We start from the raw sequence: 23915 nt of genomic DNA, 5'->3' as shown, positions 1-23915 counted from the left end.
GGCAAGCACTTCAGATGGCGATGAACAAGCCGTCCTCGCGCGGCTAGTGCGCGTATCCCTGCAACGGTCGCACATCCAGTTCACCGGCCTTGATGGCCGCGATGGCCTGGGCCGACGCGAGGGCGGCGGGGGTGGTGGTGTAGTAGGGGATCTTCATCATCAGGGCCGTGCGCCGGATGGAGAAGCTGTCCGACAGGGACTGCTTGCCCTCGGTGGTGTTGAAGACCAGCTGCACCTCGCCGTTCTTCATGGCGTCGACGATGTGGGGACGACCCTCCAGCACCTTCTTGACCAGCCCGACCTCAAGGCCCTGTTCGGTCAGGTAGGCGTGGGTGCCGCCGGTGGCCAGGATGGAGAAGCCCTGCTCGATCAGCTTCTTCACCGCGCCCAGGATGAACGGCTTGTCGTCATTGCGCACCGAGACGAAGGCGCAACCCGCGGTGGGCAGGATGGTCCCGCCGCCCAGCTGCGACTTGGCGAAGGCGCGGGCGAAGGCGCCCTGCATGTCCGCCTCGTCCTCGCGCTTCCAGTCCAGACCCATGACCTCGCCGGTGGAGCGCATTTCCGGCCCCAGCACCGTGTCGACGCCGGCGAACCGGGCGAAGGGGAACACCGCCTCCTTCACCGCGATGTGGTCGTAGGCTTTGTGCGTCAGCCCGAAGGAGGCCAGCGTCTCGCCCGCCATGACCTTGGCGGCGATGGCGGCGACAGGCTCGCCGATGGTCTTGGCCACGAAGGGCACGGTGCGGCTGGCGCGCGGATTGACCTCAAGCACGAAGATGCGGGGATTTTCGCTGTGCGGCTCCTCGATGGCGAACTGCACGTTCATCAGGCCGCGCACCTTCAGGGCTTTCGCCATCGCTTCCGTCTGGCGCATCAGCTCGGCCACCACCGCCTCGGACAGGGAATAGGGGGGCATGGAGCAGGCGCTGTCGCCCGAGTGGACGCCGGCTTCCTCGATGTGCTCCAGCACGCCCGCCACGAACACGTCGTCGGCGTCACAGATGGCGTCCACGTCCACCTCGGTGGCGCGGTTCAGATAGTGGTCGATCAGGACCGGATCGTCGCCCGAGACCTTCATGGCCTCGCCCACGTAGCGATCCAGCTGCTCGCGGTCGTGCACGATCATCATGCCGCGGCCACCCAGGACGTATGACGGACGAAGCACCACCGGATAGCCGACTTCCTCGGCCTTTTCGGCGGCTTCCTCGGCCGAGCGGGCCAGGCCATTGGGCGGCTGCTGCAGGCCGATGTCGTGCAGCATCTTCTGGAACCGCTCGCGGTCCTCGGCCAGGTCGATGGAGTCGACCGAGGTGCCGAGGATCGGCACGCCGTCCTCTTCCAGCGCATGGGCAAGCTTCAGGGGCGTCTGGCCGCCGAACTGGACCACCACGCCGATCAGGTCGCCCTTCGAGCGCTCCACGTCGATCAACTCCAGCACGTCCTCTGACGTCAGGGGCTCGAAATACAGCCGGTCGGAGGTGTCGTAGTCGGTGGAGACGGTCTCCGGGTTGCAGTTGACCATGATCGACTCCACCCCGATGTCGGCGAAGGCGAAGGCCGCGTGACAGCAGCAGTAGTCGAACTCGATGCCCTGACCGATGCGGTTCGGCCCGCCGCCCAGGATGATCGCCTTCTTGCGGTCCGACGGCTCGGCCTCGCAGTCGGGGACCTGGCCCAGGCGCCGGTCTCATAGGTCGAATACATATAGGCGGTGGCGCTGGCGAACTCGGCGGCGCAGGTGTCGATGCGCTTGAACACCGGACGCACCGACAGACCCCGGCGGGCGTCGCGCACGGCCTTCTCGGTGGTCCCGGTCAGCTTGGCAAGTCGGGCGTCGGAAAAGCCCATGCCCTTCAGGCGTCGGAACTCGACGGCGTCGGCGGGCAGGCCCTTGACCCGCACATGGCCCTCCTCGCGCACGATCTCGGCGATCTGGCGCAGGAACCACGGCTCATAGGAACAGGCGGCCTGCACCTCCTCGACGCTCAGCCCGTGGCGGAAGGCCTGGGCGATGACGCGGATGCGGTCCGGCGTCGGCAGGCCCAGGGCGCGCACCACCGCCCCCTTGATGGCGGCCTCATCCTCGGCGCCCCCGGCGACCGGCGCGACGCCGTCGATCTCGATCTCGTCGAAGCCGTTGAGCCCGGTCTCCAGCCCGCGCAGGGCCTTCTGCATGGACTCCTTGAAGGTTCGGCCAATGGCCATGACCTCGCCCACCGACTTCATGGAGGTGGACAGCATCGGCTCGGCGCCCGGGTACTTCTCGAAGGCGAAGCGCGGGATCTTGGTGACCACATAGTCGATGGACGGCTCGAAGCTGGCCGGGGTCACCCGGGTGATGTCGTTGGTCAGTTCGTCCAGGGTGTAGCCGACGGCCAGACGCGCGGCGACCTTGGCGATGGGGAAGCCGGTGGCCTTGGACGCCAGGGCCGACGAGCGCGACACGCGCGGGTTCATCTCGATGACGACCATGCGGCCGTCCTTCGGGTTGATCGCCCACTGGACGTTCGACCCGCCGGTCTCCACCCCGATCTCGCGCAGCACATTGATCGAGCCCGTGCGCATCCGCTGATATTCCTTGTCGGTCAGCGTCAGGGCAGGGGCCACGGTGATGGAGTCGCCGGTGTGGACGCCCATCGGGTCGATGTTCTCGATGGAGCAGACGATGATGCAGTTGTCCGCATGGTCGCGGACCACTTCCATCTCGTACTCTTTCCAGCCTAGCACCGATTCCTCGATCAGCACCTCGGTGGTCGGCGACAGGTCCAGCCCGCGCTCCACGATCTCGCGGAACTCCTCGACGTTGTAGGCGATGCCGCCGCCGGTGCCGGCCAGGGTGAAGCTGGGCCGGACAATGGCGGGCAGGCCCACGAAGGCCAGGGCGTCCTCGGCCTCGTCGATGTGGTGCACGGCCTTGGAGCGGGGGCTTTCCAGACCCAGCTTGTCCATGGCGTCGCGGAATTTCTGCCGGTCCTCGGCCTTGTCGATGACCTCGGCCCGGGCCCCGATCATCTCCACGCCCAGCCGCTTCAGGGCGCCCGAGGCGTCCAGGGCCAGGGCGGTGTTCAGCGCCGTCTGACCGCCCATGGTGGGCAGCAGGGCGTCGGGCCGCTCCTTCTCGATGATCTTCTCGACCATCTCGGGTGTGATCGGCTCGATATAGGTGGCGTCGGCCACCTCCGGGTCGGTCATGATGGTGGCCGGGTTGGAGTTGACCAGGATCACCCGGTACCCCTCAGCCTTCAGCGCCTTGCACGCTTGCACGCCCGAATAGTCGAACTCGCACGCCTGCCCGATGACGATGGGCCCGGCCCCGATGATCAGGATGGACTTGATGTCGGTGCGTTTGGGCATTCGGTTCACACTCGCGCGTGACGGTTCGCGCGCACAGGTGTGGCGACCGTCGTGATGGCTTTAAGGCTAAGTCGAGCGCTTTAGAGGCAGCCTCCACGCGACACAAGACTGAACTCATACTGTCGCATTCGGGGCACTGTTCGCCGTATCACGCCGTTATCTTGCCGCTTAGCTTGCCGCGCTGCGCGCCCGGGGGGTAGTGAACGCCTGTTTTAGGTCGCCAAGGGCGGCTAGTTCGGAGTGAATTAATGTCGTCAAGACTGCGTCTCAAGCAAACAACCAGCCTCGTCGGGGGCGTCATCGCCCTCGCTCTCGCCGCGCCGGCTTTCGCCCAGAACCAGCCGGCCCCCGCGCAGGATGAGGAAGAGATTGCTCAGGCGACCGAGGTCGACGCGATCATCATCACCGGCTCTCGTATTCCCCAGAACGAGTTCACGAGCACCTCGCCCGTTCAGGTCATCACCACCGATCGCGCTGAACGCCGCGGTCTGGCCGACACGGCGCAGCTGCTGCAAAGCTCGACGGTGGCCGCCGGTGCGCCGCAGGTCACGGCGGCGATCTCCAGCGCCTTCGTCACCGATGGCGGACCTGGCGCGGAGACCATCTCCCTGCGCGGTCTGGGCGCGAACCGGACCCTCGTTCTGCTGAACGGCCGCCGGGCCGGCCCGGCGGGCACCCGCGGCGGCGTCTCCGCCTTTGACCTGAACGTCATTCCGCAGTCCGCGCTGAGCCGCGTCGATATCCTGAAGGACGGCGCCTCGTCCATTTACGGCTCCGACGCCGTGGCCGGCGTGGTCAATCTGATCACCAACGACAACCCTGACGGCGGCGAGATGGGCGTGTTCGTCTCGGCTCCGTTCGAAGGCGGCGGCGAGCAGTACAACATCTCCGGCGCCTTCGGCCGAACCTTCGATCGTGGCTACTTCAACATCGCCGGCGACATCTTCAGCCGCGAGGCGCTTCGCGCCGGCGACCGGGATTACCTGAACTGCCGCAATCAGTACGTGTTTGAGCCGGGCACCCGTAACCGCGCCGACCGGATCGATCCGCGCACCGGCCAGCCCCAGTGCACCGATGTGGCCTGGGGCCAGGTTTATGTCTACGGCCCCGATTTCTCGGGCCGCGCCGGTCGCTTCCAGTTCGATTACGATGGTGATCTCGGCCAGTACATTCCGCCGATGCCCTCCAATCCGGCGGTGGCGGCCACCTATCCCGACGCGCCCCCAGGGTTCTTCCTGGTCAACTACGACCCTGCGTCGCGGGCCGTGACGAACAATCTCCACCCCTTCGCGCTGAACGAGACCATCATCCCCGAGGTTGATCGCTACACCGTGTTCGCCGACGGGGCCTACGACCTGGGCGGCGGCGTCGAGGCCTATGCCGAGGTGCTGCTCAACCGTCGCGAAAGCCGGACCGACAGCTACCGTCAGTTCTGGAACTACACCTACACGGCCGATTTCCTGGACTTCTACTACGGCCCTGGCGCGGGCGGTGATCCCCTGACCGGTTTCACCGGCCTGAACTACCTGAGCGCCACGCCGATCACGGACCACTTCAGCCAGGAGCAGGTCGTGGACTACGGCCGGATCGTCGCGGGTCTCCGCGGCGACATCACCGGCGGCTTCCTCGATGGCTGGCAGTGGGACGTTTTCGCCCAGTACAGCCGTTCGGACGGCGACTACACGTCCGACGTCATCCTGGACGACGCGGTGGCCTCCACCAACTTCAAGACCTCGTCCTGTGTCGGCACCAATCTGCCGGTGAGCGGTCGTCCCTGCATCGATGTCGATTTCACCGATCCGGATTTCCTCGCCGGCAACCTCACGGCGGAAGAGCGGGCGTTCCTGTTCGACACCGAGACGGGCAACACGCTCTATGAGCAAACCTATATCGAGGGTTTCATCGGCGGCGAAGTGATGGAGCTTCCGGCCGGTCCCCTGGGCCTGGCCCTGGGCTTCCACCTGCGCAAGGACGAAATCGACGACGTGCCGGGCGAAGTCACCCTGGCGGACAACAGCTGGGGTCTGTCCGGTGCGGGCATCACCCGCGGCACCGAGGAAACCCGCGAAGCGTTCGCCGAAATCGCGGTGCCCCTGGTCAGGGACCTGCCGTTCGCCCGTGACGTGAGCCTGTCGCTGTCGGGCCGCTACACCGACACCAAGACCTCCGGTGACGCCACGACCTACAAGATCGGTCTGAACTGGGAGTTCATCGACGGCTTCCGCCTTCGCGCCACGCACGGCACGTCGTTCCGCGCGCCGGCCCTGTTCGAACTCTACCTGGCGGATCAGACCAGCTTCGCCGGACAACGCAACATCGACCCCTGTCTGAACCTGGACACCCGTCTGGCCGACGGTTCGGTGTCTCAGGAAGTCTACGCCAACTGCACCAACCCGGCCGGACCGGGCGGCGGCGTCGCCGGAGACTTCACCGGCGGTGTCGTGACCGCAGAAGTGTTTACTGGAGGCGGTCTGGGCGTTCTCGAGGCCGAAACCTCGGAAGCCACCGTCATCGGCCTGGTCTTCACGCCGCCCAACAGCGGCCTGAGCCTGGCCATCGACTACTTCGAAATCGAAATCGAGAACGAAGTTACGAACCTGGGAGCGGGCGGCATCCTGCTGGCTTGCTACACGTCCGAAAACTTCCTCACGGATCCGATCTGCAACCAGTTTGATCGTGATCCGGTCAACAACGGCATCATCGAGGTTCGCGACTCGTTCATCAACATCGCGGATCAGGCGAACCGCGGCATGGACTTCACGGCCCAGTACCGCCACGACTGGGACTGGGGAACCCTGACCCTGGACACCCAGGCGACGCTGACCCTTGAGAACAACACGTCGCTGTTCGCGAATCTGACCGTCGAGCCCTTGGGCGAGATCGGCAATCCGGAGTGGGTTGGCAACGTCAACGCCACGTTCCAGACCGGCCCTTGGACCGCGTTCTGGGGCTTTGACTGGATCGGTGAGCAGTCCAATCGTCTGGACTTCTTCGATGCGAACGGGACGGTCAATCAGGTCATCGACGGTCGCGAGACCGAGCTCGAAACCGAAGTGGGCATGGTCGGCTTCCACAGTGTTTCGCTGCAGTATGAGTGGGATGACTGGCGCATCCTCGGCGGTATCGCGAACCTGTTCGATGAGCGGCCGCCGCAAGCCTCGTCGCTGGTGACCGGCACCTTGGGCAACTCGGTCTTCGAGTCGCAGTACACGGAGGCTTTCTACGGCCGCCGCGGCTTCGTTCGGATTTCCCGAGCCTTCTAGGCCAACTCAGGCTGATATATTGAAGGGGCGGCGGGCGCACATCACCTCGCCGCCCTTCACCTTGTCTGAGGACAAGGAACCCCAGACGGGAGAGCAGACCGCATGGCCCTGATCCGCGGGCTCCAGGATACGTTGAACGCCAAGGTCTCTGCATTCGAGCAGACGCCGTTGAAGGAGCCGTTGTTCCTCAACAGCGTACCCAAGGGCGGCACGCATCTGATTCGAAACATTCTGAGGATGTTCGTGCCGGTGGCGCAGCATCACGATCGGGATTTCGTGCAGATCCCGAACCTTCATCAGCATGTGGATGCGTTCAACCCGCACGACCCCAAGCTGAGCTGCGGGCATCTGCTTTTTTCCGACCAATCCGTCGCCATCACCAGGACGGCGCGGCACATCCTTCTGGTTCGCGATCCCTACGACTGGGTGCTGGCGCGGGCGCGCTTCTTCGTTTCCCAGGAGTTCGATCAGCCCAATATCCAGCATCTGAAGTCCGGCATCTTCTCCGCCGAAGCGCTGCTCAACATGATGATCTTCGGCATCCACCAGAAATCGCCGGCCCTGATCGACATCTTCACGCACAACGCCGCGGCATGGCTGGGCACGGGTGTGACGCTTGTGCGCTACGAGGACATCGTGGAGGCGCTGGGCGACCTCGAGTCGCGGCGTTCGGAAGAGTTCTTCCAGAACCTCCTCGACGCCTGTGGAGTCACCCGGCCTGACGACTGGCGGGAACGGGTCCGCATCGGGTCCGACCGAAAGCAGAGCCGGACGGCGCGCGAGAATCTCAGCATCCCCGACGGCGTGACGTTTCCCACCGAGTTGCCGGACATGCAGAAACGCCTCGTGGAGGTCCACGCCCCGGGGCTGCGGGCGCTGCTGGGCTACGCCTAGAGCGATTGACCGGGATCACCCGGTCCTCACCACCCCGCATGCCTGTCAGTTGGTCACGACCGCGCACTCCCAGCCGTCATAGTCCAGCTGGAAGGCTGCGGCCCAGGCCTGCATCATGGCGGAGACGGAAGCGAACGACGCCTCGTCAACCGGGATCGTGGTCTCGAGGATGGTGGTTTCGTCTTGACCGCGGGTCAGGAAGCCTGCCCGCCGGGCCACCTCGTTCAGGTCGTCATGGGCCCCGCCGCCGTGAAAATAGAACAGCGTGTGGCGCGGCGTCCGCCCGCTGTCGCCGTGTTCGGCCAGTGCGGCGCGCACCATGGCGTCGCGTTCTTCATGGCTGGGGGCGTCGGACAAGACGGCTCCTCCTCCGGTTCAAGCGCGCCGTCGCCCATGCCGGGCGAGGCGGACAGTCTTCTTGGTCACGCGGTCCGTTTAGAGAGCCTCCACAGGCGCGACAAGCATCTCAGCGCGCCATGCGTAGATCGATCCAGGGCGGCACTTCGGCGATGGCCTCCAGCGCGGCGAAGCGCGGCTCGTTGTCCGGGGCGTCAGCCAGCTCGTGGGCCCAGGTGACGGCGTAGGGGATGTGGGCGGCCCAGGCGCCGGCCTGCAGCGCAGGCAGGACGTCGGATTTCATGGAGTTGCCCACCATGCCGCCTGTTGCGCCCCCGTGCCGTGGCGGCGGAAGGCGCGGTCATAGGTCTCGGCGGTTTTTTCGGACACGATCTCCACGCCCGAGAACAGTTCGCCCAGCCCCGAGGCGGCCAGTTTACGCTCCTGGTCCATCAGGTCGCCCTTGGTGATCAGCACCAGCCGGTACTGCTCCGACAGACGGTTCAGGGTCTCGGCCACCCCCGGCAGGGTCTCGACCGGGTGGGACAACATCTCTCGTCCGGCGGCCAGGATCTCGCTGATGACCCGGGGCGGGGGCTCCCCATCGGTCAATTCCATGGCCGTCTCGATCATGGACAGGGTGAAGCCCTTCACCCCGTAGCCATAGAGGCGCAGGTTGCGCTGCTCGGTCGCGGCCAGACGATCTTCGATGCGGTCGCGGTCGTGGTGCTCTGACAGCAGGTCGGCGAACCGGTCGTGGGTTAGCCGGAAGATGGTCTCGTTGTGCCAGAGGGTGTCGTCGGCATCGAGGCCGATGGTGGTGATGGGCATGACCGCTCCCTATCATGGGGATGGAAGCGGCGGAAAGCGGTCGGGAGAGCGCCTCATGCGGGCTGTAATAATTGGAGCGTCGGGCGGCATCGGTGCGGCCATGGCTGCGCGACTGGCGGCGACGGGCGTTATGAGGCCGTGTTCGGCGTGTCGCGCTCGGGCCGGGCGCCGGACGGCGTCACCGGCTTGCAGGCGGACGTCACCGATCTGCCGTCGCTCGAAGCGGCTGCGGCGGCCGTGGGGGCGCCGGTGGACCTGTGCGTCGTGGCCAGCGGCGTCCTGCACGACGGCTTCCAGCCCGAGCGCAGTTGGCGGGCTCTGGACGCCGACCACCTGAGGCGGGACTTTGCGGTCAACGCCATGGGGCCGGCCTTGGCGGCGCGGGCCTTTCTGCCGCTGGCGCCGCGCGAGAGGCGGGCGGTGTTCGCGGCCCTGTCGGCGCGGGTCGGCAGCATCGGCGACAACCGGCTGGGCGGTTGGCACAGCTACCGAGCCTCCAAGGCGGCCCTGAACATGATCCTGAAGACCCTGGCGGTGGAGCTGGCGCGCACCCATCCGGGCCTGATCTGCGTCGGGCTGCATCCGGGCACCGTGGATACGGCGCTGAGCGAGCCCTTCCAGAAGGGCGTGACGCCGGACAAGCTGTTCACGCCGGATCATTCCGCGACGTGCGTGCTGGGCGTGGTCGACGGGCTGAAACAGGAGGATTCCGGCTTCGTGTTCGACTGGAAGGGCGAGCGCATTGCGGAATAACCGCGTTGCTAACCGCGAGTCTTCACCGCGTTTCTTAGCGTTACGTTCCGTTTTCCATGGCATGTTTTCCGGCTTCATGAACCCGCATCACGCGGGAGTTGATGTTGGGAGACATTGTGATGGCTTACCCGACGGGGCACTCGCTCCCGGCGGGATTGAGCGACACGCCAGTCAGAGCGGATGGGGACCGCCCGGTCGAAGCGCGCAGCTTCAGTCCCGTTGGGGCTAAGAGTTTGACCTTTCCTCTTGTCACCGAGGCCCGCAAAGAGCTGACGGTCACCCTGGCCGCGAGGCCGGTGTTCGATCTTGTTCGACGAAGCCACGTGGGCGCCCGCGTGGCCCGCACCGTGCGCCGCGCCGGTGGCGAAAGCGCCCTGGCGGGCACGCACCGGGTGCGGCTGGAGGTCGCCGACCTCAAACGCATCGATGTGGAGACACTGCGTCATGGGGTCAGCCTGCTGGACCTGCCCGGCGGCGCCACGGGCGTGGCCCCGGCCTTCTGGCGCACGGTGGCGTCGTCGGCGGGGCGGTTCTCACTGCTCTACACGGGGCTTCAGGCCGATGTTGAAGCGGGGCTGTTGCTGGTCGAGATCATGGGCGTGGACATGCGGGCGACCGCAGAGGACGTGCGCGCCGCCATCGACCATCTGGGCGCCCAGCGGCGCGGGGTGATCGTCCATGCCCCGCCCGAGCCGGGCATGATCGCCCGTCTGGCCCCCGTGCAGCCCCGCTGCGTCTCGCTGGACTTCGCCGGGGTGGAGACCGAAAGCGCCGTCGACTGGCGCGCGGCGGCCGAGCTGATCGCCCAGGCGCGCGGCGTGGCCCGCGACGTGCTGCTGGTCAATCTGCCGCCCGCGCGAGGGGAGGCCGCCGCCGCCGCGGGAGCCACCCACGCCGTGTTCTGCGACATGGGCCGCCTGACCGTCTGAAAACGACCGCCACGCTTGACCTGCGCAGCGTGACTCCATAGGAACGCGGCCGTTTGCCATCGGGGTCGGTTCGGCCCATGAAGGCCGCGTCCCCCAGCCTCCAGGAGCCCGCCATGACCACCCTGCTGCCCGGAGCCACCGGCGTGCTCGCCCTGGCCAACGGAACCGTGCTTCAGGGCATCGGCGTGGGCGCCACGGGATCGGCCCTGGGCGAGGTGGTCTTCAACACAGCCATGACGGGCTATCAGGAGATCCTGACCGACCCCAGCTACATGAAACAGGTGCTGGTCTTCACCTTCCCCCACGTGGGCAATGTGGGGACCAACAGCGAGGATGTGGAGCAGATCGGCGACGGCGGGGCGGGGACGGCGGCCGTGGGCGCGGTGTTCCGCGACCTGCCCACCGATCCGGCCAACTGGCGCAGCGACCACGGCTTCGACGCCTGGATGAAGCGCCGCGGCGTGGTGGGTCTGGCGGGTGTCGACACCCGCGCCCTGACCAGGGCCATCCGCGAGAACGGCTCTCCCCACGGCGTCATCGCCCATGATCCGGATGGCAAGTTCGATCTGGAGGCCCTGGTGGCCCAGGCCCGCGACTGGTCGGGTCTTGAAGGTCTGGACCTGGCGAAGGACGCCTCCTGCCTGCAGGCCTTCGACTGGACCGAGGGGACCTGGGAGTGGCCCGAGGGCTACGTCGCGGGCGACGGCCGCCGCAACGAGGTGGTGGTCGTGGACTATGGCGTGAAGCGCAACATCCTGCGCGCCCTGGCCGCCACCGGCGCGAAAATCACGGTGGTCCCGGCCACCACCACGGCCGAGGAGATTCTGGCCCGCAATCCCGACGGCGTCATGCTGTCCAACGGCCCCGGCGATCCGGCGGCGACGGGCGAGTACGCGGTGCCGGAAATCAGAAAGCTGGTCGAGAGCGGCAAGCCCGTCATGGGCATCTGTCTCGGCCACCAGATGCTGGCCCTCGCCCTGGGCGCGAAGACGGTGAAGATGGATCAGGGCCACCACGGCGCCAACCATCCGGTCAAGGACGTGACCACCGGCAAGGTGGAGATCGTCTCCATGAACCACGGCTTCACCGTGGACCGCGACAGCCTGCCCGAGGCGGTCACCGAGACCCACGTCAGCCTGTTCGACGGCACCAACTGCGGCATCGCCCTGAAGGACCGCCCGGTGTTCGGCGTGCAGCATCACCCTGAGGCCTCGCCCGGCCCCGCGGACAGCCTCTATCTGTTCGAGCGCTTCGCCGAGCACATGGACGCGGCGCGGGGTTAGGGCTCTTCCGCCACGGGCTCCGCCAGGGTCTCCCAGCCCGAGCCGTCCAGACCCAGCCGGCGCCCGGCCTCATAGCTGCGCAGCATGGACTCCTGACTGAAGTCCAGGGCCGCGTCCGGCGCGTCATCGGGCATGGAGACCACCTGCAGGCCCATGCCCAGGGTACGGGCCAGCTGAGCCGTCCTGGCCACATCGGCGCGGGTGATCGCCTTGCGCATAATGTCGAAACTGCGCACCGCCACCGACACGCCGCTGAGCCTCGCCGTGGCGAAGGTGGGTTCTGGGTGGCCGTTGACGATGATCCAGATGCGGCCGGGCAGCCCGCCGGTCAGGGTCTGCGCCGCATCCGGCGGGCGCAGCAGGAAGGGTTCGGGCGCCACCAGAACATTGGCCACCGTGCCTCCGTCCACATGCAGTTCGACCGCCTGATTTCCGTCGTTGCTCAGAATCAGCGGAACGGGAGGAAAGGCCACGGGAATGCTGGCCGAGGCGATCAGGATGTCCAGAAACAGCAGGCGAGACATCTCATCGGTCTGCTGGGCCAGGGCGCCCATGTCCCAGACGATCTGGGTCTGCGTGTCGAGGCTGGTGGTGGCCACATACAGGCGTCGGCCGCGCCGGTGCTGTTCGGCTACGGCGCGCAGCAGAGTTTCGTCCACATTGTTGACCACCAGCTGGGCCAGCGGCTCGGGGCGGAACACGCTGGGCCGGAACAGAACGCCGAGGCCGCGGGACCGCAGCAAGCCTTCGGATCCGCCGTCAGTGAAGGCCCGGGCCAGCCCGGCGTCGCCCGCTTCGCCGACAAAGGCGAAGGGCGCGATCAGGCGCCGGTGCTGACGCCGGTGACGATTTCGAATTCCGGTCGGTCACCGCGCTCGCCCCAGCCGTTCAGCACACCCGCCCCGAAGGCGCCGTTGGCCCCGCCGCCGGACAGGGCCAGCAGATCAACCGTTCCGTCGTCCGCTGATTGGGCCGCGACGCCCAGCTCGCGCACAAAGCGCAGCTGCGCCTCCTCGACGTCGAAATCGTAGCGGATGGCGGGGCTGGCGGCGCTCAACTGGGCCGCGGTGACATCCAGGCGCGGATAGGTCTGGCAGGCGGTCGCCAGCATCAGCAGGATGCAGCCCGCGACGATGCGGCCCAGACGCGCCATGATCCCTCTCCTTGCCCTGCCGGGAGATTGCGCCCCCGCGCGGGCTGGGACAACCTGCTTTGTCCGATAAGCCGTGGCGCCGTGCGTGGGAGCATGGCAGGAGAGGCGGACGTGACGTCCTGGCTTGTCCCCGGAAAGCTCCACATGTGGACAATCTCCCGGGGAGGCTGGCGCGTCGCCCCTTGCCGCCATGGACCCCTCTGCGGGCTGACTGATTCGTGCGCTTCGACGACCGTTTCATTGATGAGCTGAAAAGCCGCCTGCGTCCCTCGGACGTCATCGGGCGGACGGTGAAGCTCAAGCGTCAAGGACGCGAGTTCGCCGGCCTGTCGCCCTTCACCAAGGAGAAGTCGCCGTCCTTCTTCGTCAACGACGAGAAGGGCTTCTTCCACGACTTCAGCTCGGGCAAGCACGGCGACATCATCAGCTTCCTGCAGGAGACCGAGCGCCTCAGCTTCGTCGAGGCGGTCGAACGTCTGGCGGCCGAGGCGGGCATGGCGCTGCCCGCGCCCGACCCCCAGGCCGCCGAGCGCGAGCAGAAGCGCCAGGGCTTGGCCGACTGGATGGATCTGGCCCAGAAATGGTTCGCCGCCAATCTGCGCCGGTCCGTCGGCAAGGCCGCACGGGAGATGCTGGAGCGCCGCGGCCTGCCCGAGGACCAGTGGGACCGATTCGGCATCGGCTATGCGCCCAACGATCGCGAGGGCCTCAAGAACGCCCTGGTCCAGCGCGGGGCCAAGCCGTCCGAACTGGTGGAGACCGGGCTGCTGATCGCGCCGGAGGGCGGCGGCTCGCCTTACGACCGCTTCCGCGACCGCCTGATGTTCCCCATCCATGACGCGCGGGGGCGCATCGTCAGCTTCGGTGGCCGGGCCATGAACCCGGACGACCGCGCCAAATATCTGAACGGGCCCGAGACCACCCTCTTCCACAAGGGCGCGACCCTCTACGGCCTGCCCGAGGCCCGGCGCATCCTGGGGGCCGGGTCGAAGTCCGACGCCGCCATCGTGGTGGTGGAAGGCTACATGGACGTGATCGCCTGCCAGCGCGCCGGCATCCCCGCCGTCGCCCCCATGGGCACCGCCCTCACCGAGGAGCAGATGGCCCTGCTGTGGCGGGTCAGCGCCGAGCCCGTGCTGTGCTTCGACGGCGACCCGGCGGGCCAGCGCGCGGCGGGCCGGGCGGTTGAGCGCGCGCTGCCCCAGCTGAAATCCGGCCGTTCCTTCCGGTTCGCCCTGCTGACCGGCGGCCAGGATCCCGACGACATCCTACGCGACAAGGGCGCCCCGGCGCTCCGGAACGCCCTGTCCGAAACCCGCCCCTTCGCCGAGATGCTGTTCGAGCGCGAGCGGGACGCCGAGCCGCTGGACAGCCCCGAACGCAAGGCGGGCCTGAAGGGGCGTCTCCGTCAGGCCGCCCAGGCCATTCAGGACGCGGATCTGGCCGAACAGTACCGCCGCGAGCTGTTCGAACGGTTCGACGCCCTGTTTCCGCGCCGCCCGGCGTTCCAGCCGCGCCAGCCCGGCGCCCGCTGGACGCCCGGCAAGCCCGCCATCATCGGCGCCACAGACGAGGGCAGGGCGGCGGTCACAGCCCTGTCCCGCTCGATCGAACCCGTCGCCGCGGCCCTGGCCCACGCGGCCATCGACGACCCCGAGCGGCTTGACGATCATCTGGAGGCGGTGGGCCGGCACGGCTTCGGCGATCCGGCCCTGGGCGAGCTTGCGGATGAGGTTGTTCGCCTGCGGATGTCGGGTCTCGCCCTTGACAGCGCGGCCCTGCGCCGCCATCTGGCGCAATCGGGTCTGGATACGCTCATGCGTGAGGTCGAGAAGGCGGCGGCAAAGTCCGGTGCGCCATTCCTGGCAGCAAACGCGCCCCTCGCCGAAGCGCGGGCCCGATGGTCGCAGGCGTTCGACGCTCTGACCCGCATGGCGGCGTTGGAGGGAGCGCTTAGCTCAGCGAAGTCGGAGGCGCATCGCGGCTTCGACGCCTCGGCTTTCAGTCGTCTGAAAGCCGAGCGCGATGCATTGCGGCGAGCCATCAAGACTGGAACCTTATGGGATGAGGCGGCGGGTTCGTAACAAAACCGCGCCTTCGAACGTTGTTAAAGCCGCGACCTATCGCGGCTGGAGAGACTGAATGAGCGCGCAGACCGAGACTCAAGAAGCGGAAACGACCAATGACGGGCCGCTGCTCGATCTGACTGACGCCGGCGTCAAGAAATTCATTCGCCAGGCCAAGACCCGCGGCTTCGTCACGATGGAGGAGCTGAACAAGGTCCTGCCGTCCGAGGAGTTCACCCCCGACCAGATCGAAGACACCCTGGCCATGCTGTCAGAGATGGGCGTCAACGTGGTCGAGGCCGAGGAAGACGCCGAGGGTCAGACCACCGAGGTGGCCGAGCGCGCCGAAACCGCCGTGGCCGAGACGGGCGCCAAGCCCGCCTATGACCGCACCGACGACCCGGTGCGCATGTATCTGCGCGAGATGGGCTCGGTCGAGCTGCTGAGCCGCGAGGGCGAGATCGCCATCGCCAAGCGCATCGAGGCCGGCCGCGACGCCATGATCTCGGGTCTGTGCGAAAGCGCCCTGACGTTCGAGGCCATCATGGTCTGGCGCGATGAACTGGCCAACGGTCGCATCCTGCTGCGCGAGGTCATCGACCTGGACCAGACCTACGGCGGTCAGAATCCGCCCCAGGCTGAGGGCGAGGACGAGGACAGCGAGGAAGAGGGCGAGAAAGCCGAGCCGGAGGCCAAGGCGGAAAAGCCCGAGGGTGAGGACGACGACGAGGACGACGACGACTTCGATGACGGCGGCGGCCTGTCCATCTCGGCTATGGAGGCCGAGCTGCGCGACGGGGTCATGGAGATCCTGGACGCCGTGGCGTCGGACTTCGACGCCTTCCGCAAGCTTCAGGACAAGCTGGTCGAGGCGCGCCTGAAGGGCGAGGCCCTGTCGACCAAGGACCAGAAGAATTACGAGGCCCTGACCCGGGCCATCTCGGACCGCCTGAAGACGCTGAAGCTGAACAACAACCGCATCGAGGCGCTGGTCGAGCAGCTCTACGCCATCAACAAGCGCCTGATCGGCCTGGAAGGCCGCCTTCTGCGTCTGGCGGACAGCTACGGCATCTCGCGGCCGGAGTTCCTGAAGGCCTATTTCGGCGCCGAACTGGACCCGACCTGGAGCGAGCGCGTCAAGGAGATGGGCGTGCGCTGGACCAAGTTCAGCGACAACGAAGCTGAACAGATCGCCCAGATCCGCTCGGACGTGGCCGCCGTGGCCACCGAGGCCGGCCTGCCCATCGACGACTACCGCCGCATCGTCCAGACCGTCCAGAAGGGCGAGCGCGAGGCCCGTCAGGCCAAGAAGGAAATGGTCGAGGCCAACCTGCGCCTGGTCATCTCCATCGCCAAGAAATACACCAACCGCGGCCTGCAGTTCCTTGATCTCATTCAGGAAGGCAACATCGGCCTGATGAAGGCGGTCGACAAGTTCGAGTACCGTCGCGGCTACAAATTCTCCACCTACGCCACCTGGTGGATCCGTCAGGCGATCACCCGCTCCATCGCCGACCAGGCCCGCACCATCCGCATCCCGGTGCACATGATCGAGACGATCAACAAGATCGTCCGCACCCAGCGCCAGATGCTGCACGAGATCGGTCGCGAGGCCACGCCCGAAGAACTGGCCGAGCGTCTGGCCATGCCGCTGGAGAAGGTCCGCAAGGTCCTCAAGATCGCCAAGGAGCCCATCAGCCTCGAAACGCCTATCGGCGACGAGGAGGACTCGCACCTGGGCGACTTCATCGAGGACAAGAACGCGATCCTGCCCATCGACGCGGCCATCCAGTCTAACCTGCGCGAAACCACCACCCGCGTGCTGGCGTCCCTGACGCCGCGCGAGGAGCGGGTTCTGCGCATGCGCTTCGGCATCGGCATGAACACCGACCACACCCTCGAGGAAGTGGGCCAGCAGTTCAGTGTCACCCGCGAACGCATCCGTCAGATCGAGGCCAAGGCCCTGCGCAAGCTCAAGCACCCCAGCCGCAGCCGCAAGCTGCGCTCGTTCCTGGACAGCTGACACCCGGCTTCTGTCGGGGGCCCACATCCCCCGACAGGCCGTTTCTTCACAGAGAAGGGGGCTGTTACAGCCCCGCCGCCCAGTCCGTCGCCCGGATCAGGGAATCCACGATGCCCGGCTCGCTGGAGGCGTGGCCGGCGTCGCCCACCACATCCAGTTTCGCTTCGGGGAACGCCCGGTGCAGCGCCCAGGCGCCGGACATGGGCGTCACCACGTCGAAGCGGCCCTGGGCGATCCACGTCGGGATGTGCCGGATGCGCTCCACATTGTTCAGAATCCAGCCGTCCTGCGGGAAGAAGCCGCCGTTGGTGAAATAGTGGCACTCGATGCGGGCGAAGGCGACGGCGAACTCCGGCTCGGCGAACTTCTCCGGACGGGCGGCCGGGCCCTCGACGCTGACCGTGTCGCCTTCCCAACTGGACCAGGCCACTGCGGCCTCGTTGCGCACCGCCACATCATCGCTGACCAGACGCTTGTGATAGGCGGCCATCAGGTCGCCGCGCTCGGCCTCGGGGATGGGCTTGAGGAAGGCCTCCCACGCATCGGGGAAGATCATCGAGGCGCCGTCCTGATAGAACCAGTGCAACTCCTTCTTCGTCAGCAGGAAGATGCCGCGCAGGATCAGGCTCTCGACCCGTTCCGGGTGGGTGATGGCGTAAGCCAGCGACAGGGTGGAGCCCCACGAGCCGCCGAACACCGACCACTTGTCGACGCCGCAGCGTTCGCGCAGGCGCTCGATGTCCTCGATCAGGTCCCAGGTGGTGTTGTTCTCGAGGCTGGCGTTGGGCCGGGACTGGCCGCAGCCGCGCTGGTCGAACATGATGATGCGGTAGCGCGCCGGGTCGAAATAGCGCCGCATGGTCGGATTGACCGCACCGCCCGGACCGCCGTGCAGCACCAGCACCGGCTTGCCCTCGGGCGAGCCGGACTCCTCATAGTAGATCTCGTGGGCCGTGCCGGTGGCCATGAAGCCGGACGCAAAGGGCTCGATCTCGGGATACAGGGTGCGACGGTCGGGCTGATCCGCGAAAATCGTCATGCGCACAACACTCTCTGTGACTTCGTACGGCCAAGCTTGGCTTGTTCTTCATGGGTAACGGGCGCGGAGGGTGAAGCCAACCCATTCGCCTGCTGCGAGTCATTTTACCTGTGCGGGCCGGAAAACGTTGCAAAATCAGGTCAGCTCGCCGCGAATTATGGCGATGATCCGGGCCTGATCCGCCTCGGTCAGGGTGGTGCTGGACGGCAGGCACAACCCATGGGCGAAAAGCGATTCGGCCACGGCGCCGCCCACGCGGGGCGCGTCCTGGAAAACCGGCTGCAGGTGCATGGGCTTCCACACCGGTCGGCTCTCGATGCCCTCGGCGTGGAGCGCCAGACGCAGGGCGTCCGGTGTGACGCGCGCGTCTGGGCCAAGCAGCATGACGCTGAGCCAGCGGCTGTGCAGCCGTCCCGGCCCCTCGGGCGCGAAGCGCACGCCGGGCAGGTCAGACAAGGCCGCGCGATAGCTTTCGAAGACGGCCCGCCGCCGCGCCACCCGCGCCTCCAGCGTCTCCAGTTGCGCCAGGCCGATGGCCGCCGCGACGGCGCCGAGGCGGTAGTTGTAGCCCACCTCGTCGTGCTCATAGTGGACGGCGGGCCTGCGCGCGGCGGTGGACAGATAGCGCGCCCGCTCCATCAGGGCCGCGTCGTCGCTGACCAGCATGCCGCCGCCGCCGGTGGTGATGATCTTGTTGCCGTTGAAGGAATAGGCCGCCATGAGCGCCCCGGCGCCGGCGTGCCGGCCGTTGAGCGTCGCGCCCACCGCCTCGGCCGAGTCCAGGATCACCGGCACGCCCCGGTCCGCCGCGATGTCGAGGATTGGCCCGATGTCGCAGCACTGGCCGTACAGGTCCGCGGGGACCACCGCCCGCACGCTCAGGCCCCGCGCCCCCGCCACGTCGAACGCTTCGGGCAGGCAGGCCGGGTCCAGCCCCCAGGTCACCGGGTCCACGTCCGCGAAGACGGGCGTCGCGCCTTGATAGATAACCGGCGCCACCCCGCCCATGAAGGTCAGGGTCGGGCAGATCACCGCCTCGCCCGGTTTCAGATCCAGCAGACGCAGGGCCAGATGCAGGGCCGCCGTGCCGGACGACACCGCCAGCGCGTGGGCGCGGCCGGTCAGCGCCGCGAACGCCGTCTCGAACGCCGCCACCTGCGGCCCCATGGCCACGTCGCCCGCCGCAAGGGCTTCAGCGACCAGCGCCTGTTCGCGCGCGCCGACCTCGGGCGCCGACAGCGGGATCATCGGGTGGGCCGGGCGGGCACGCCCGCCACCGTCTGGCCGTCCGCCACATCCTTCATGACCACGGCCCCGGCGCCGACCACCGCCCACGCGCCGATGCGCACGCCGGGCAGGACCCGCGCGCCCAGACCGATCAGCACGCCCTGGCCCACATGGACGCCGCCGCCCAGAACCGAGCCGGGGGCCACATGGGCGAAATCCTCCACCACGCAGTCGTGCTCGACGATGGCCCCGGTGTTGACGATCACATGGGCGCCGATGGACGCCCCGGCCTGAACGATGGCGCCCAGCGCCACCAGACTGCCTGCCCCGATCCGCGCCGCCGGGTCCACCAGGGCCGAGGGGTGCACCGCCTGCATCCAGCCTCCCGGCGGCTTCGTCGCCGCCAGATCACGCCGCACGCCGTTGTCGCCGATGGCCAGATGGGCGGGGAGGGGGGTGTTCAGGCCCGCCTCGCAGTCCCCGGACACCACGGCCCCGTCCACGGTTTCGCCCTGTCGCTCGGGCCGCTCGTCATAAAGGGCCGTGACCCGGGCGCCGAGGCCCGCAGGGCGGCGATGACGACCCGTGCATGGCCGCCGCTGCCGATCACCGCGCAGGCGTCCCGCGCCATCAGCGGTCACTCCTCAGGGCCGCGAACAGCAGAGCCGCCCAGCCCGCGATCATCAGCGCCCCGCCCACCGGCGCCACCATGCCCATGGCGGGCAGGCTCATCAGGGCGATCATCGACAGCGCCAGCGCAAACACCAGCCCGCCCGACACCGCCAGCCATCCGGCGATCCGCGCCATCCGTCCGCCGTCGGCCCAAAGGGCGCAGGCCACCGCCAGCACGGCGTGCACCATCTGGTACTGCGCGCCGGTGGTCAGCAGCGTCTTCACCGCCGGTCCCGCCCCGTGCGCGGCGAAGGCGCCCAGCATCACGGCCATGGCCCCGTTGGCGGCGGCGAAGACGATCAGATGGCGGTTCGCGGTCATGACCGAACCGTGCCACGGATTCGCCGCGCCAGCCATGCCGCCGCCGCGCTCAGAGCGCCTTGGCCATCCGGTAATTGCGCAAGGTCTGGCCCCGCAGCGCCACGTCCTGGGCGGCCACGACATGGAAGCCGCGATGTTCGAACACCGGACGGGCTGTGATGCTGGCTTCGGTGAACAGTCGCGCCAGACCCTGTTCCCGCGCCATGGTCTCGATCCGGTCCAGCAGGGCGCCCGCCACGCCGCGGCCCTGATGATCCGCGTCCACGAACAGCATGTCGATGTGGCCGTCCGGCTCCAGATCGCTGAAACCGGCGATCACGCCCTCGATTTCCGCCACAAGGGTCGGCCGCCCCAGCAGACGCGCCGCCCATGCCGCCCGGTCCGGCGTCCCGGGCGCCCAGGCCGCGATCTGCGCGGGCGTGTAGTCCCGCCCGGCCACGCGACGCACCGCCCCGTTGAACAGGGCGATCAGCGTGTCCAGATCGTCTGGCGTGTAGGGGCGGATGGAAACGACGGTCATCCCGGCCCATTGCCACGCTTGACCCGCCTGCGCCAGTTGACCCTGGGTGATCTTGCGGCCGCCCGCCATCCGCGCTTGGCTGCGGTCCGGAGGATGCGACCATGACCGGCTTTTCGTTCGAGACCACGCCGAGAATCCTGTGCGAGGACGGCGCCGCTCTGAAGCTGGCGGAATTTCTGAACGGCATGGGCGTGACCCGCCCGTTCATCGTCACCGACGCGGGACTGGTCGGCGCGGGCGTGGTCCGGCCAATCCTGGACGCCCTGAACGCGGCGGGCGTCACGGCCGCTGTCTTCAGCGATGTGCTGGCCGATCCGCCCGAGGCCTCGGTCATGGCGGCCGTGGCGGCGGCGCGGGACGCCGGGGCGGACGGCGTGGTGGGTCTGGGCGGCGGCTCGTCGCTGGACACGGCCAAGCTGGTGGCCCTGCTGGCGGGGACCGATCAGGCCCTGCCGGACATCTACGGCATCGGCCTGGCCAGGGGCCCGCGCCTGCCGCTGGTGCAGGTTCCGACCACGGCGGGCACCGGATCGGAAGTCACCAACATCGCCATCGTCACCACCCCGGACGACCAGAAGAAGGGCGTGGTCTCGCCCTTGCTCTATCCCGACGCGGCCATTCTGGACGCCACCCTGACCACGGGCCTGCCGCCGCGCGTCACGGCCATGACGGGCGTCGACGCCATGGTCCACGCCATCGAGGCCTATACGTCGCGGCACAAGAAGAACCCGGTGTCCGACAGCCTGGCGGTCGCGGCGCTGAAGCTGCTGCACGCCAACATCCGCCGGGTCATCGCCGACGGTTCGGACCTGCCCGCGCGGCGGGCGATGCTGCAGGGTTCTCTGCTGGCGGGCATGGCCTTCGCCAACGCCCCGGTCGCCGCCGTCCACGCCCTGGCCTATCCCATCGGGGGCATCTTCCACGCGCCCCACGGCCTGTCCAACGCGTTGGTGCTGGGCCCGGTGCTGAGGTTCAACCTGCCTGCCGCAGGGCCGCTCTACGCCGAACTGGCCGCCGCCATCGGGCTGCAGCCGGACGCCGCCGCCTTTGTGGACGAAATCGCCGCCCTGACCGCCGAAATGCCCATGGAGCAGCGCCTTTCCGAGCTCGGGGTCGAGGTCCAGCATCTGGATCGTCTGGCCCACGACGCCATGCAGGTGCAGCGGCTGCTGATCAACAATCCGCGCGAGGTGACGCTCGCCGACGCCCGCGCCCTGTACGAGGAAGCCCTGTGAGCGAGCCCCTGCCCACCCGCGCCGACTTCCCGGTCGTCCGGTCCATCACCACGCGCTGGATGGACAACGATGTCTACGGCCACGTGAACAACGTGGTCTATTACAGCTTCTTCGACACGGCGGTGAATGCGCACCTGATCGAGCAAGGGGTTCTGGATCCCGCGACCAGCCCCGTCATCGGCCTGGTTGTGGAGACCGGCTGCCGCTACGCCGCGCCCATCACCTTTCCTGACCGGGTGGATGCCGGGGTCCGTGTGGCCCGCATCGGGACCAGCAGCGTGCGCTACGAGGTCGGCCTGTTTCGCAACGACGAGCCCGACGCCGCCGCCTTCGGCCACTTCACCCACGTCTATGTGAACCGCGAAACCCGCCGCCCGGTCCCGATCCCGGAGGCCGTGCGCAAGGTGCTGGAGGCGCTGGTCGTCGCCTGACAGCGCACGGGTCTTGCGCCCGCCCGGCGACCGGGCTATGTCCGCGCCTCCCGACGGTTCGAGCCTTCGAACCCGGTCCGGATGGATGCGTAGCTCAGCGGGAGAGCACCTCGTTCACACCGAGGGGGTCACAGGTTCAATCCCTGTCGCATCCACCATTTTCCCAGGCGGCGAGGGATGTCCGGTTTGATGAACCCGATCGCCCGGCTTCTGATCCGACAGCGCCGCCGCTCCGCCGCCCTCGCCATGGGGGCTCTTCGCGATCCCGTCGCCCTGTCGCGGCTGGAGCTGCACCGGCTGGCCGCCCGCGCCCTTGACCGTGATCCCGCCGCCGCCCGCGCCTTTCCGGTGGAGCGCATCCGGTCCCTGACCGCCACCGGACGGGCAGGGGAGGCGCTGGACTTCGCCCGCACCCTCGCGCCCCGGCCAGAACACGACCTGGCTTTGGCCCTCAGCGCTTTCGACCCGGCCCTGGCCCTGACCAAATACGCCGGTCCGGACGCCTCCCTGCGCGCGGCCCTGATGCTGGCGGCCGGGTGCGAGGACGACGCCCGCCGCGCCCTCGACACCGCGTCCGGCCCGCAGGCCGCCTTCCTGCGCGCCTCGCTGGACCGCCATGACCCGGCCCGGGCCGGGCCAGCGTGGCGCGACGGCTTCTCGGCGTGGAGCCTGTCGCCGCCCGAGCCCGTCGACCCGGCTCTCCCGGTCAGCGTCGTCAACGCCCGCGCCGACGGGTCTCTCGCCGTGGACGGCCCGCTGATCAGCGTCATCATGCCGTCGCGGAACGCCTCCCGCTGGGTCGCTGCGGCGGTGCGCTCGGTGCTGGACCAGAGCTGGCGCAATCTTGAGTTCCTGTTCGTCGACGACGCCTCCACCGACGACAACGCCGACCGCGCCCTGGCCGCCGCCGACGGCGACCCGCGCTTCACCCTGATCCGCCAGTCCGCGCGTGGCGGCGCCTACACCGCCCGCAACGCGGCCTTGGCCCGGGCCAAAGGCCACTGGGTGGCGGTTCAGGACTCCGACGAATGGGCCCACCCCGACCGGCTGGCCCGGCAGGTGGCCGAGATGCGCGCGCGCAGGCTGACCGCCCATTCCGGCCGCAGCCTGCGGGTGGACGCCGAGGGCGAGATCCACGCCCGGGGCGTCTGGCCCCTGACCCGCTGGGCGCCGTCCACCCTGATGTTCGAACGGGCCCCCGTGATGGAGCGGGCCGGCTATTTCCATCAGGTGCTCAGCGGCGCCGACAATGAATACTGGTGGCGGCTGGTGCAGCTGTTCGGCCCGCGCAGGGCCGCGATCTCGCGCACGCCCCTGATCCTGGGCGCCTGGCGCGCCGACTCCCTCACAGGGGCGAAGGACAGCGGCTTCGGCGCCGGCGGCTTCAATCTGGATCGGCTGATCTACTGGGAGCGGTGGTCCTTCTGGCACGCCCGCAACCTGCGCACGCCCGAGGTCCTGCGGCTCGAGGCGGGCGCCCAGCCGTTCCGGTCGCCGAAGAAGATCGTGCTCTAGTCCCTCTCCCGATGGGAGAGGGCTGCGCGCAGCGGGATGCGAAGCAGACCGCTTTTTCGCGCGCAGG

18 protein-coding genes, 1 tRNA gene and 2 pseudogenes are annotated in these 23915 nt (G+C 68.2%); 11 read left to right on the top strand and 10 right to left on the bottom strand.

The features are described from left to right. Positions 1-43 precede the first annotated feature (43 nt). Positions 44-3357: pseudogene (gene carB, locus MBEBAB_RS08100) on the bottom strand (carbamoyl-phosphate synthase large subunit). Between the two features lie 248 nt (positions 3358-3605). Here carB and MBEBAB_RS08095 point away from each other — a divergent pair. Both MBEBAB_RS08095 and MBEBAB_RS08090 read left to right on the top strand, forming a co-directional pair. After that, complete coding sequence (locus MBEBAB_RS08095) at positions 3606-6620, top strand: TonB-dependent receptor plug domain-containing protein (RefSeq protein ID WP_021697474.1); 3015 nt, start codon at positions 3606-3608, stop codon at positions 6618-6620. A 102-nt stretch (positions 6621-6722) separates the two neighbouring features. Further along, a complete protein-coding gene (locus tag MBEBAB_RS08090) occupies positions 6723-7514 on the top strand; it encodes a hypothetical protein (protein ID WP_021697473.1) in 792 nt (263 codons plus the stop codon). 45 nt (positions 7515-7559) lie between these two features. Here the strand turns inward: MBEBAB_RS08090 and MBEBAB_RS08085 are convergent, their stop codons facing one another. Both MBEBAB_RS08085 and MBEBAB_RS08080 read right to left on the bottom strand, forming a co-directional pair. Continuing rightward, on the bottom strand, positions 7560-7871 hold the full coding sequence (locus tag MBEBAB_RS08085; protein WP_021697472.1) for a hypothetical protein: 312 nt from the start codon (positions 7869-7871) through the stop codon (positions 7560-7562). Positions 7872-7980: 109 nt separating this feature from the next. Beyond that, positions 7981-8681 (bottom strand): annotated as a pseudogene (locus MBEBAB_RS08080) (HAD family hydrolase). 138 nt (positions 8682-8819) lie between these two features. On the opposite strand from MBEBAB_RS08080, the gene MBEBAB_RS08075 reads away from it, so the two are divergent. The 3 genes from MBEBAB_RS08075 (at position 8820) to carA (ending at position 11646) form a co-directional block, all read left to right on the top strand. Beyond that, positions 8820-9434 (top strand): SDR family NAD(P)-dependent oxidoreductase, encoded by a 615-nt coding sequence (locus MBEBAB_RS08075; RefSeq protein ID WP_021697470.1) that lies wholly within the window; start codon positions 8820-8822, stop codon positions 9432-9434. A gap of 233 nt (positions 9435-9667) precedes the next feature. Next, positions 9668-10363 carry a hypothetical protein gene (locus tag MBEBAB_RS08070; protein WP_021697469.1) on the top strand — a complete coding sequence of 232 codons (696 nt, stop codon included), beginning with the start codon at positions 9668-9670 and terminating at the stop codon, positions 10361-10363. A 113-nt stretch (positions 10364-10476) separates the two neighbouring features. Next, complete coding sequence (gene carA / locus MBEBAB_RS08065; RefSeq protein ID WP_021697468.1) at positions 10477-11646, top strand: glutamine-hydrolyzing carbamoyl-phosphate synthase small subunit; 1170 nt, start codon at positions 10477-10479, stop codon at positions 11644-11646. Here carA and MBEBAB_RS15110 read toward each other — a convergent pair. Both MBEBAB_RS15110 and MBEBAB_RS15105 read right to left on the bottom strand, forming a co-directional pair. Continuing rightward, positions 11643-12389: a patatin-like phospholipase family protein gene (locus MBEBAB_RS15110; RefSeq protein ID WP_021697467.1), complete on the bottom strand. Its 747-nt coding sequence runs from the start codon at positions 12387-12389 to the stop codon at positions 11643-11645. The genes carA and MBEBAB_RS15110 overlap by 4 nt on opposite strands. A gap of 77 nt (positions 12390-12466) precedes the next feature. After that, on the bottom strand, positions 12467-12799 hold the full coding sequence (locus MBEBAB_RS15105) for a patatin-like phospholipase family protein (RefSeq protein WP_021697466.1): 333 nt from the start codon (positions 12797-12799) through the stop codon (positions 12467-12469). 218 nt (positions 12800-13017) lie between these two features. Between MBEBAB_RS15105 and dnaG the strand changes: the two genes are divergently transcribed. Together dnaG and rpoD are read left to right on the top strand one after the other, a co-directional pair. Next, positions 13018-14883: a DNA primase gene (dnaG, locus tag MBEBAB_RS08055; protein WP_021697465.1), complete on the top strand. Its 1866-nt coding sequence runs from the start codon at positions 13018-13020 to the stop codon at positions 14881-14883. Between the two features lie 58 nt (positions 14884-14941). Further along, complete coding sequence (gene rpoD / locus MBEBAB_RS08050; protein ID WP_021697464.1) at positions 14942-16888, top strand: RNA polymerase sigma factor RpoD; 1947 nt, start codon at positions 14942-14944, stop codon at positions 16886-16888. 64 nt (positions 16889-16952) lie between these two features. On the opposite strand, the gene pip is transcribed toward rpoD, so the two are convergent. The 5 genes from pip to MBEBAB_RS08025 form a co-directional block, all read right to left on the bottom strand. Then, positions 16953-17927 (bottom strand): prolyl aminopeptidase, encoded by a 975-nt coding sequence (pip, locus tag MBEBAB_RS08045; protein WP_045319058.1) that lies wholly within the window; start codon positions 17925-17927, stop codon positions 16953-16955. A gap of 135 nt (positions 17928-18062) precedes the next feature. Beyond that, the gene (locus tag MBEBAB_RS08040) at positions 18063-19175 is read right to left on the bottom strand and encodes a DegT/DnrJ/EryC1/StrS family aminotransferase (protein WP_021697462.1); all 1113 of its coding nucleotides are present in this window, start codon (positions 19173-19175) and stop codon (positions 18063-18065) included. Continuing rightward, entirely contained in the window at positions 19172-19795 is a 624-nt protein-coding gene (locus MBEBAB_RS08035; protein ID WP_081703461.1) for a NeuD/PglB/VioB family sugar acetyltransferase, read from the bottom strand. Before MBEBAB_RS08035 ends, MBEBAB_RS08040 begins: the two co-directional genes overlap by 4 nt. Further along, positions 19785-20183, bottom strand: a complete 399-nt coding sequence (locus MBEBAB_RS08030) for a DUF423 domain-containing protein (protein ID WP_021697460.1) — start codon at positions 20181-20183, stop codon at positions 19785-19787. Before MBEBAB_RS08030 ends, MBEBAB_RS08035 begins: the two co-directional genes overlap by 11 nt. A gap of 13 nt (positions 20184-20196) precedes the next feature. Then, positions 20197-20667 carry a GNAT family N-acetyltransferase gene (locus MBEBAB_RS08025; protein WP_045319061.1) on the bottom strand — a complete coding sequence of 157 codons (471 nt, stop codon included), beginning with the start codon at positions 20665-20667 and terminating at the stop codon, positions 20197-20199. 101 nt (positions 20668-20768) lie between these two features. On the opposite strand from MBEBAB_RS08025, the gene MBEBAB_RS08020 reads away from it, so the two are divergent. The 4 genes from MBEBAB_RS08020 to MBEBAB_RS08005 all read left to right on the top strand — a co-directional run bounded on the left by MBEBAB_RS08020 (position 20769) and on the right by MBEBAB_RS08005 (position 23848). Continuing rightward, on the top strand, positions 20769-21902 hold the full coding sequence (locus MBEBAB_RS08020) for an iron-containing alcohol dehydrogenase (protein ID WP_021697458.1): 1134 nt from the start codon (positions 20769-20771) through the stop codon (positions 21900-21902). Further along, the gene (locus tag MBEBAB_RS08015) at positions 21899-22333 is read left to right on the top strand and encodes an acyl-CoA thioesterase (protein ID WP_021697457.1); all 435 of its coding nucleotides are present in this window, start codon (positions 21899-21901) and stop codon (positions 22331-22333) included. Before MBEBAB_RS08020 ends, MBEBAB_RS08015 begins: the two co-directional genes overlap by 4 nt. An 83-nt stretch (positions 22334-22416) precedes the next feature. Continuing rightward, positions 22417-22491: transfer RNA gene (locus MBEBAB_RS08010), tRNA-Val, on the top strand. 31 nt (positions 22492-22522) lie between these two features. Then, positions 22523-23848: a glycosyltransferase family A protein gene (locus MBEBAB_RS08005; protein ID WP_045319056.1), complete on the top strand. Its 1326-nt coding sequence runs from the start codon at positions 22523-22525 to the stop codon at positions 23846-23848. Positions 23849-23915 lie beyond the last annotated feature (67 nt).

Origin of the sequence: Brevundimonas abyssalis TAR-001, from assembly GCF_000466985.1 — a bacterium.
In the GTDB taxonomy this organism is placed as follows: domain Bacteria; phylum Pseudomonadota; class Alphaproteobacteria; order Caulobacterales; family Caulobacteraceae; genus Brevundimonas; species Brevundimonas abyssalis.
The sequence above is the reverse complement of the archived record's forward strand: the minus strand, read 5'-3'. Positions and strand labels throughout refer to the sequence as shown.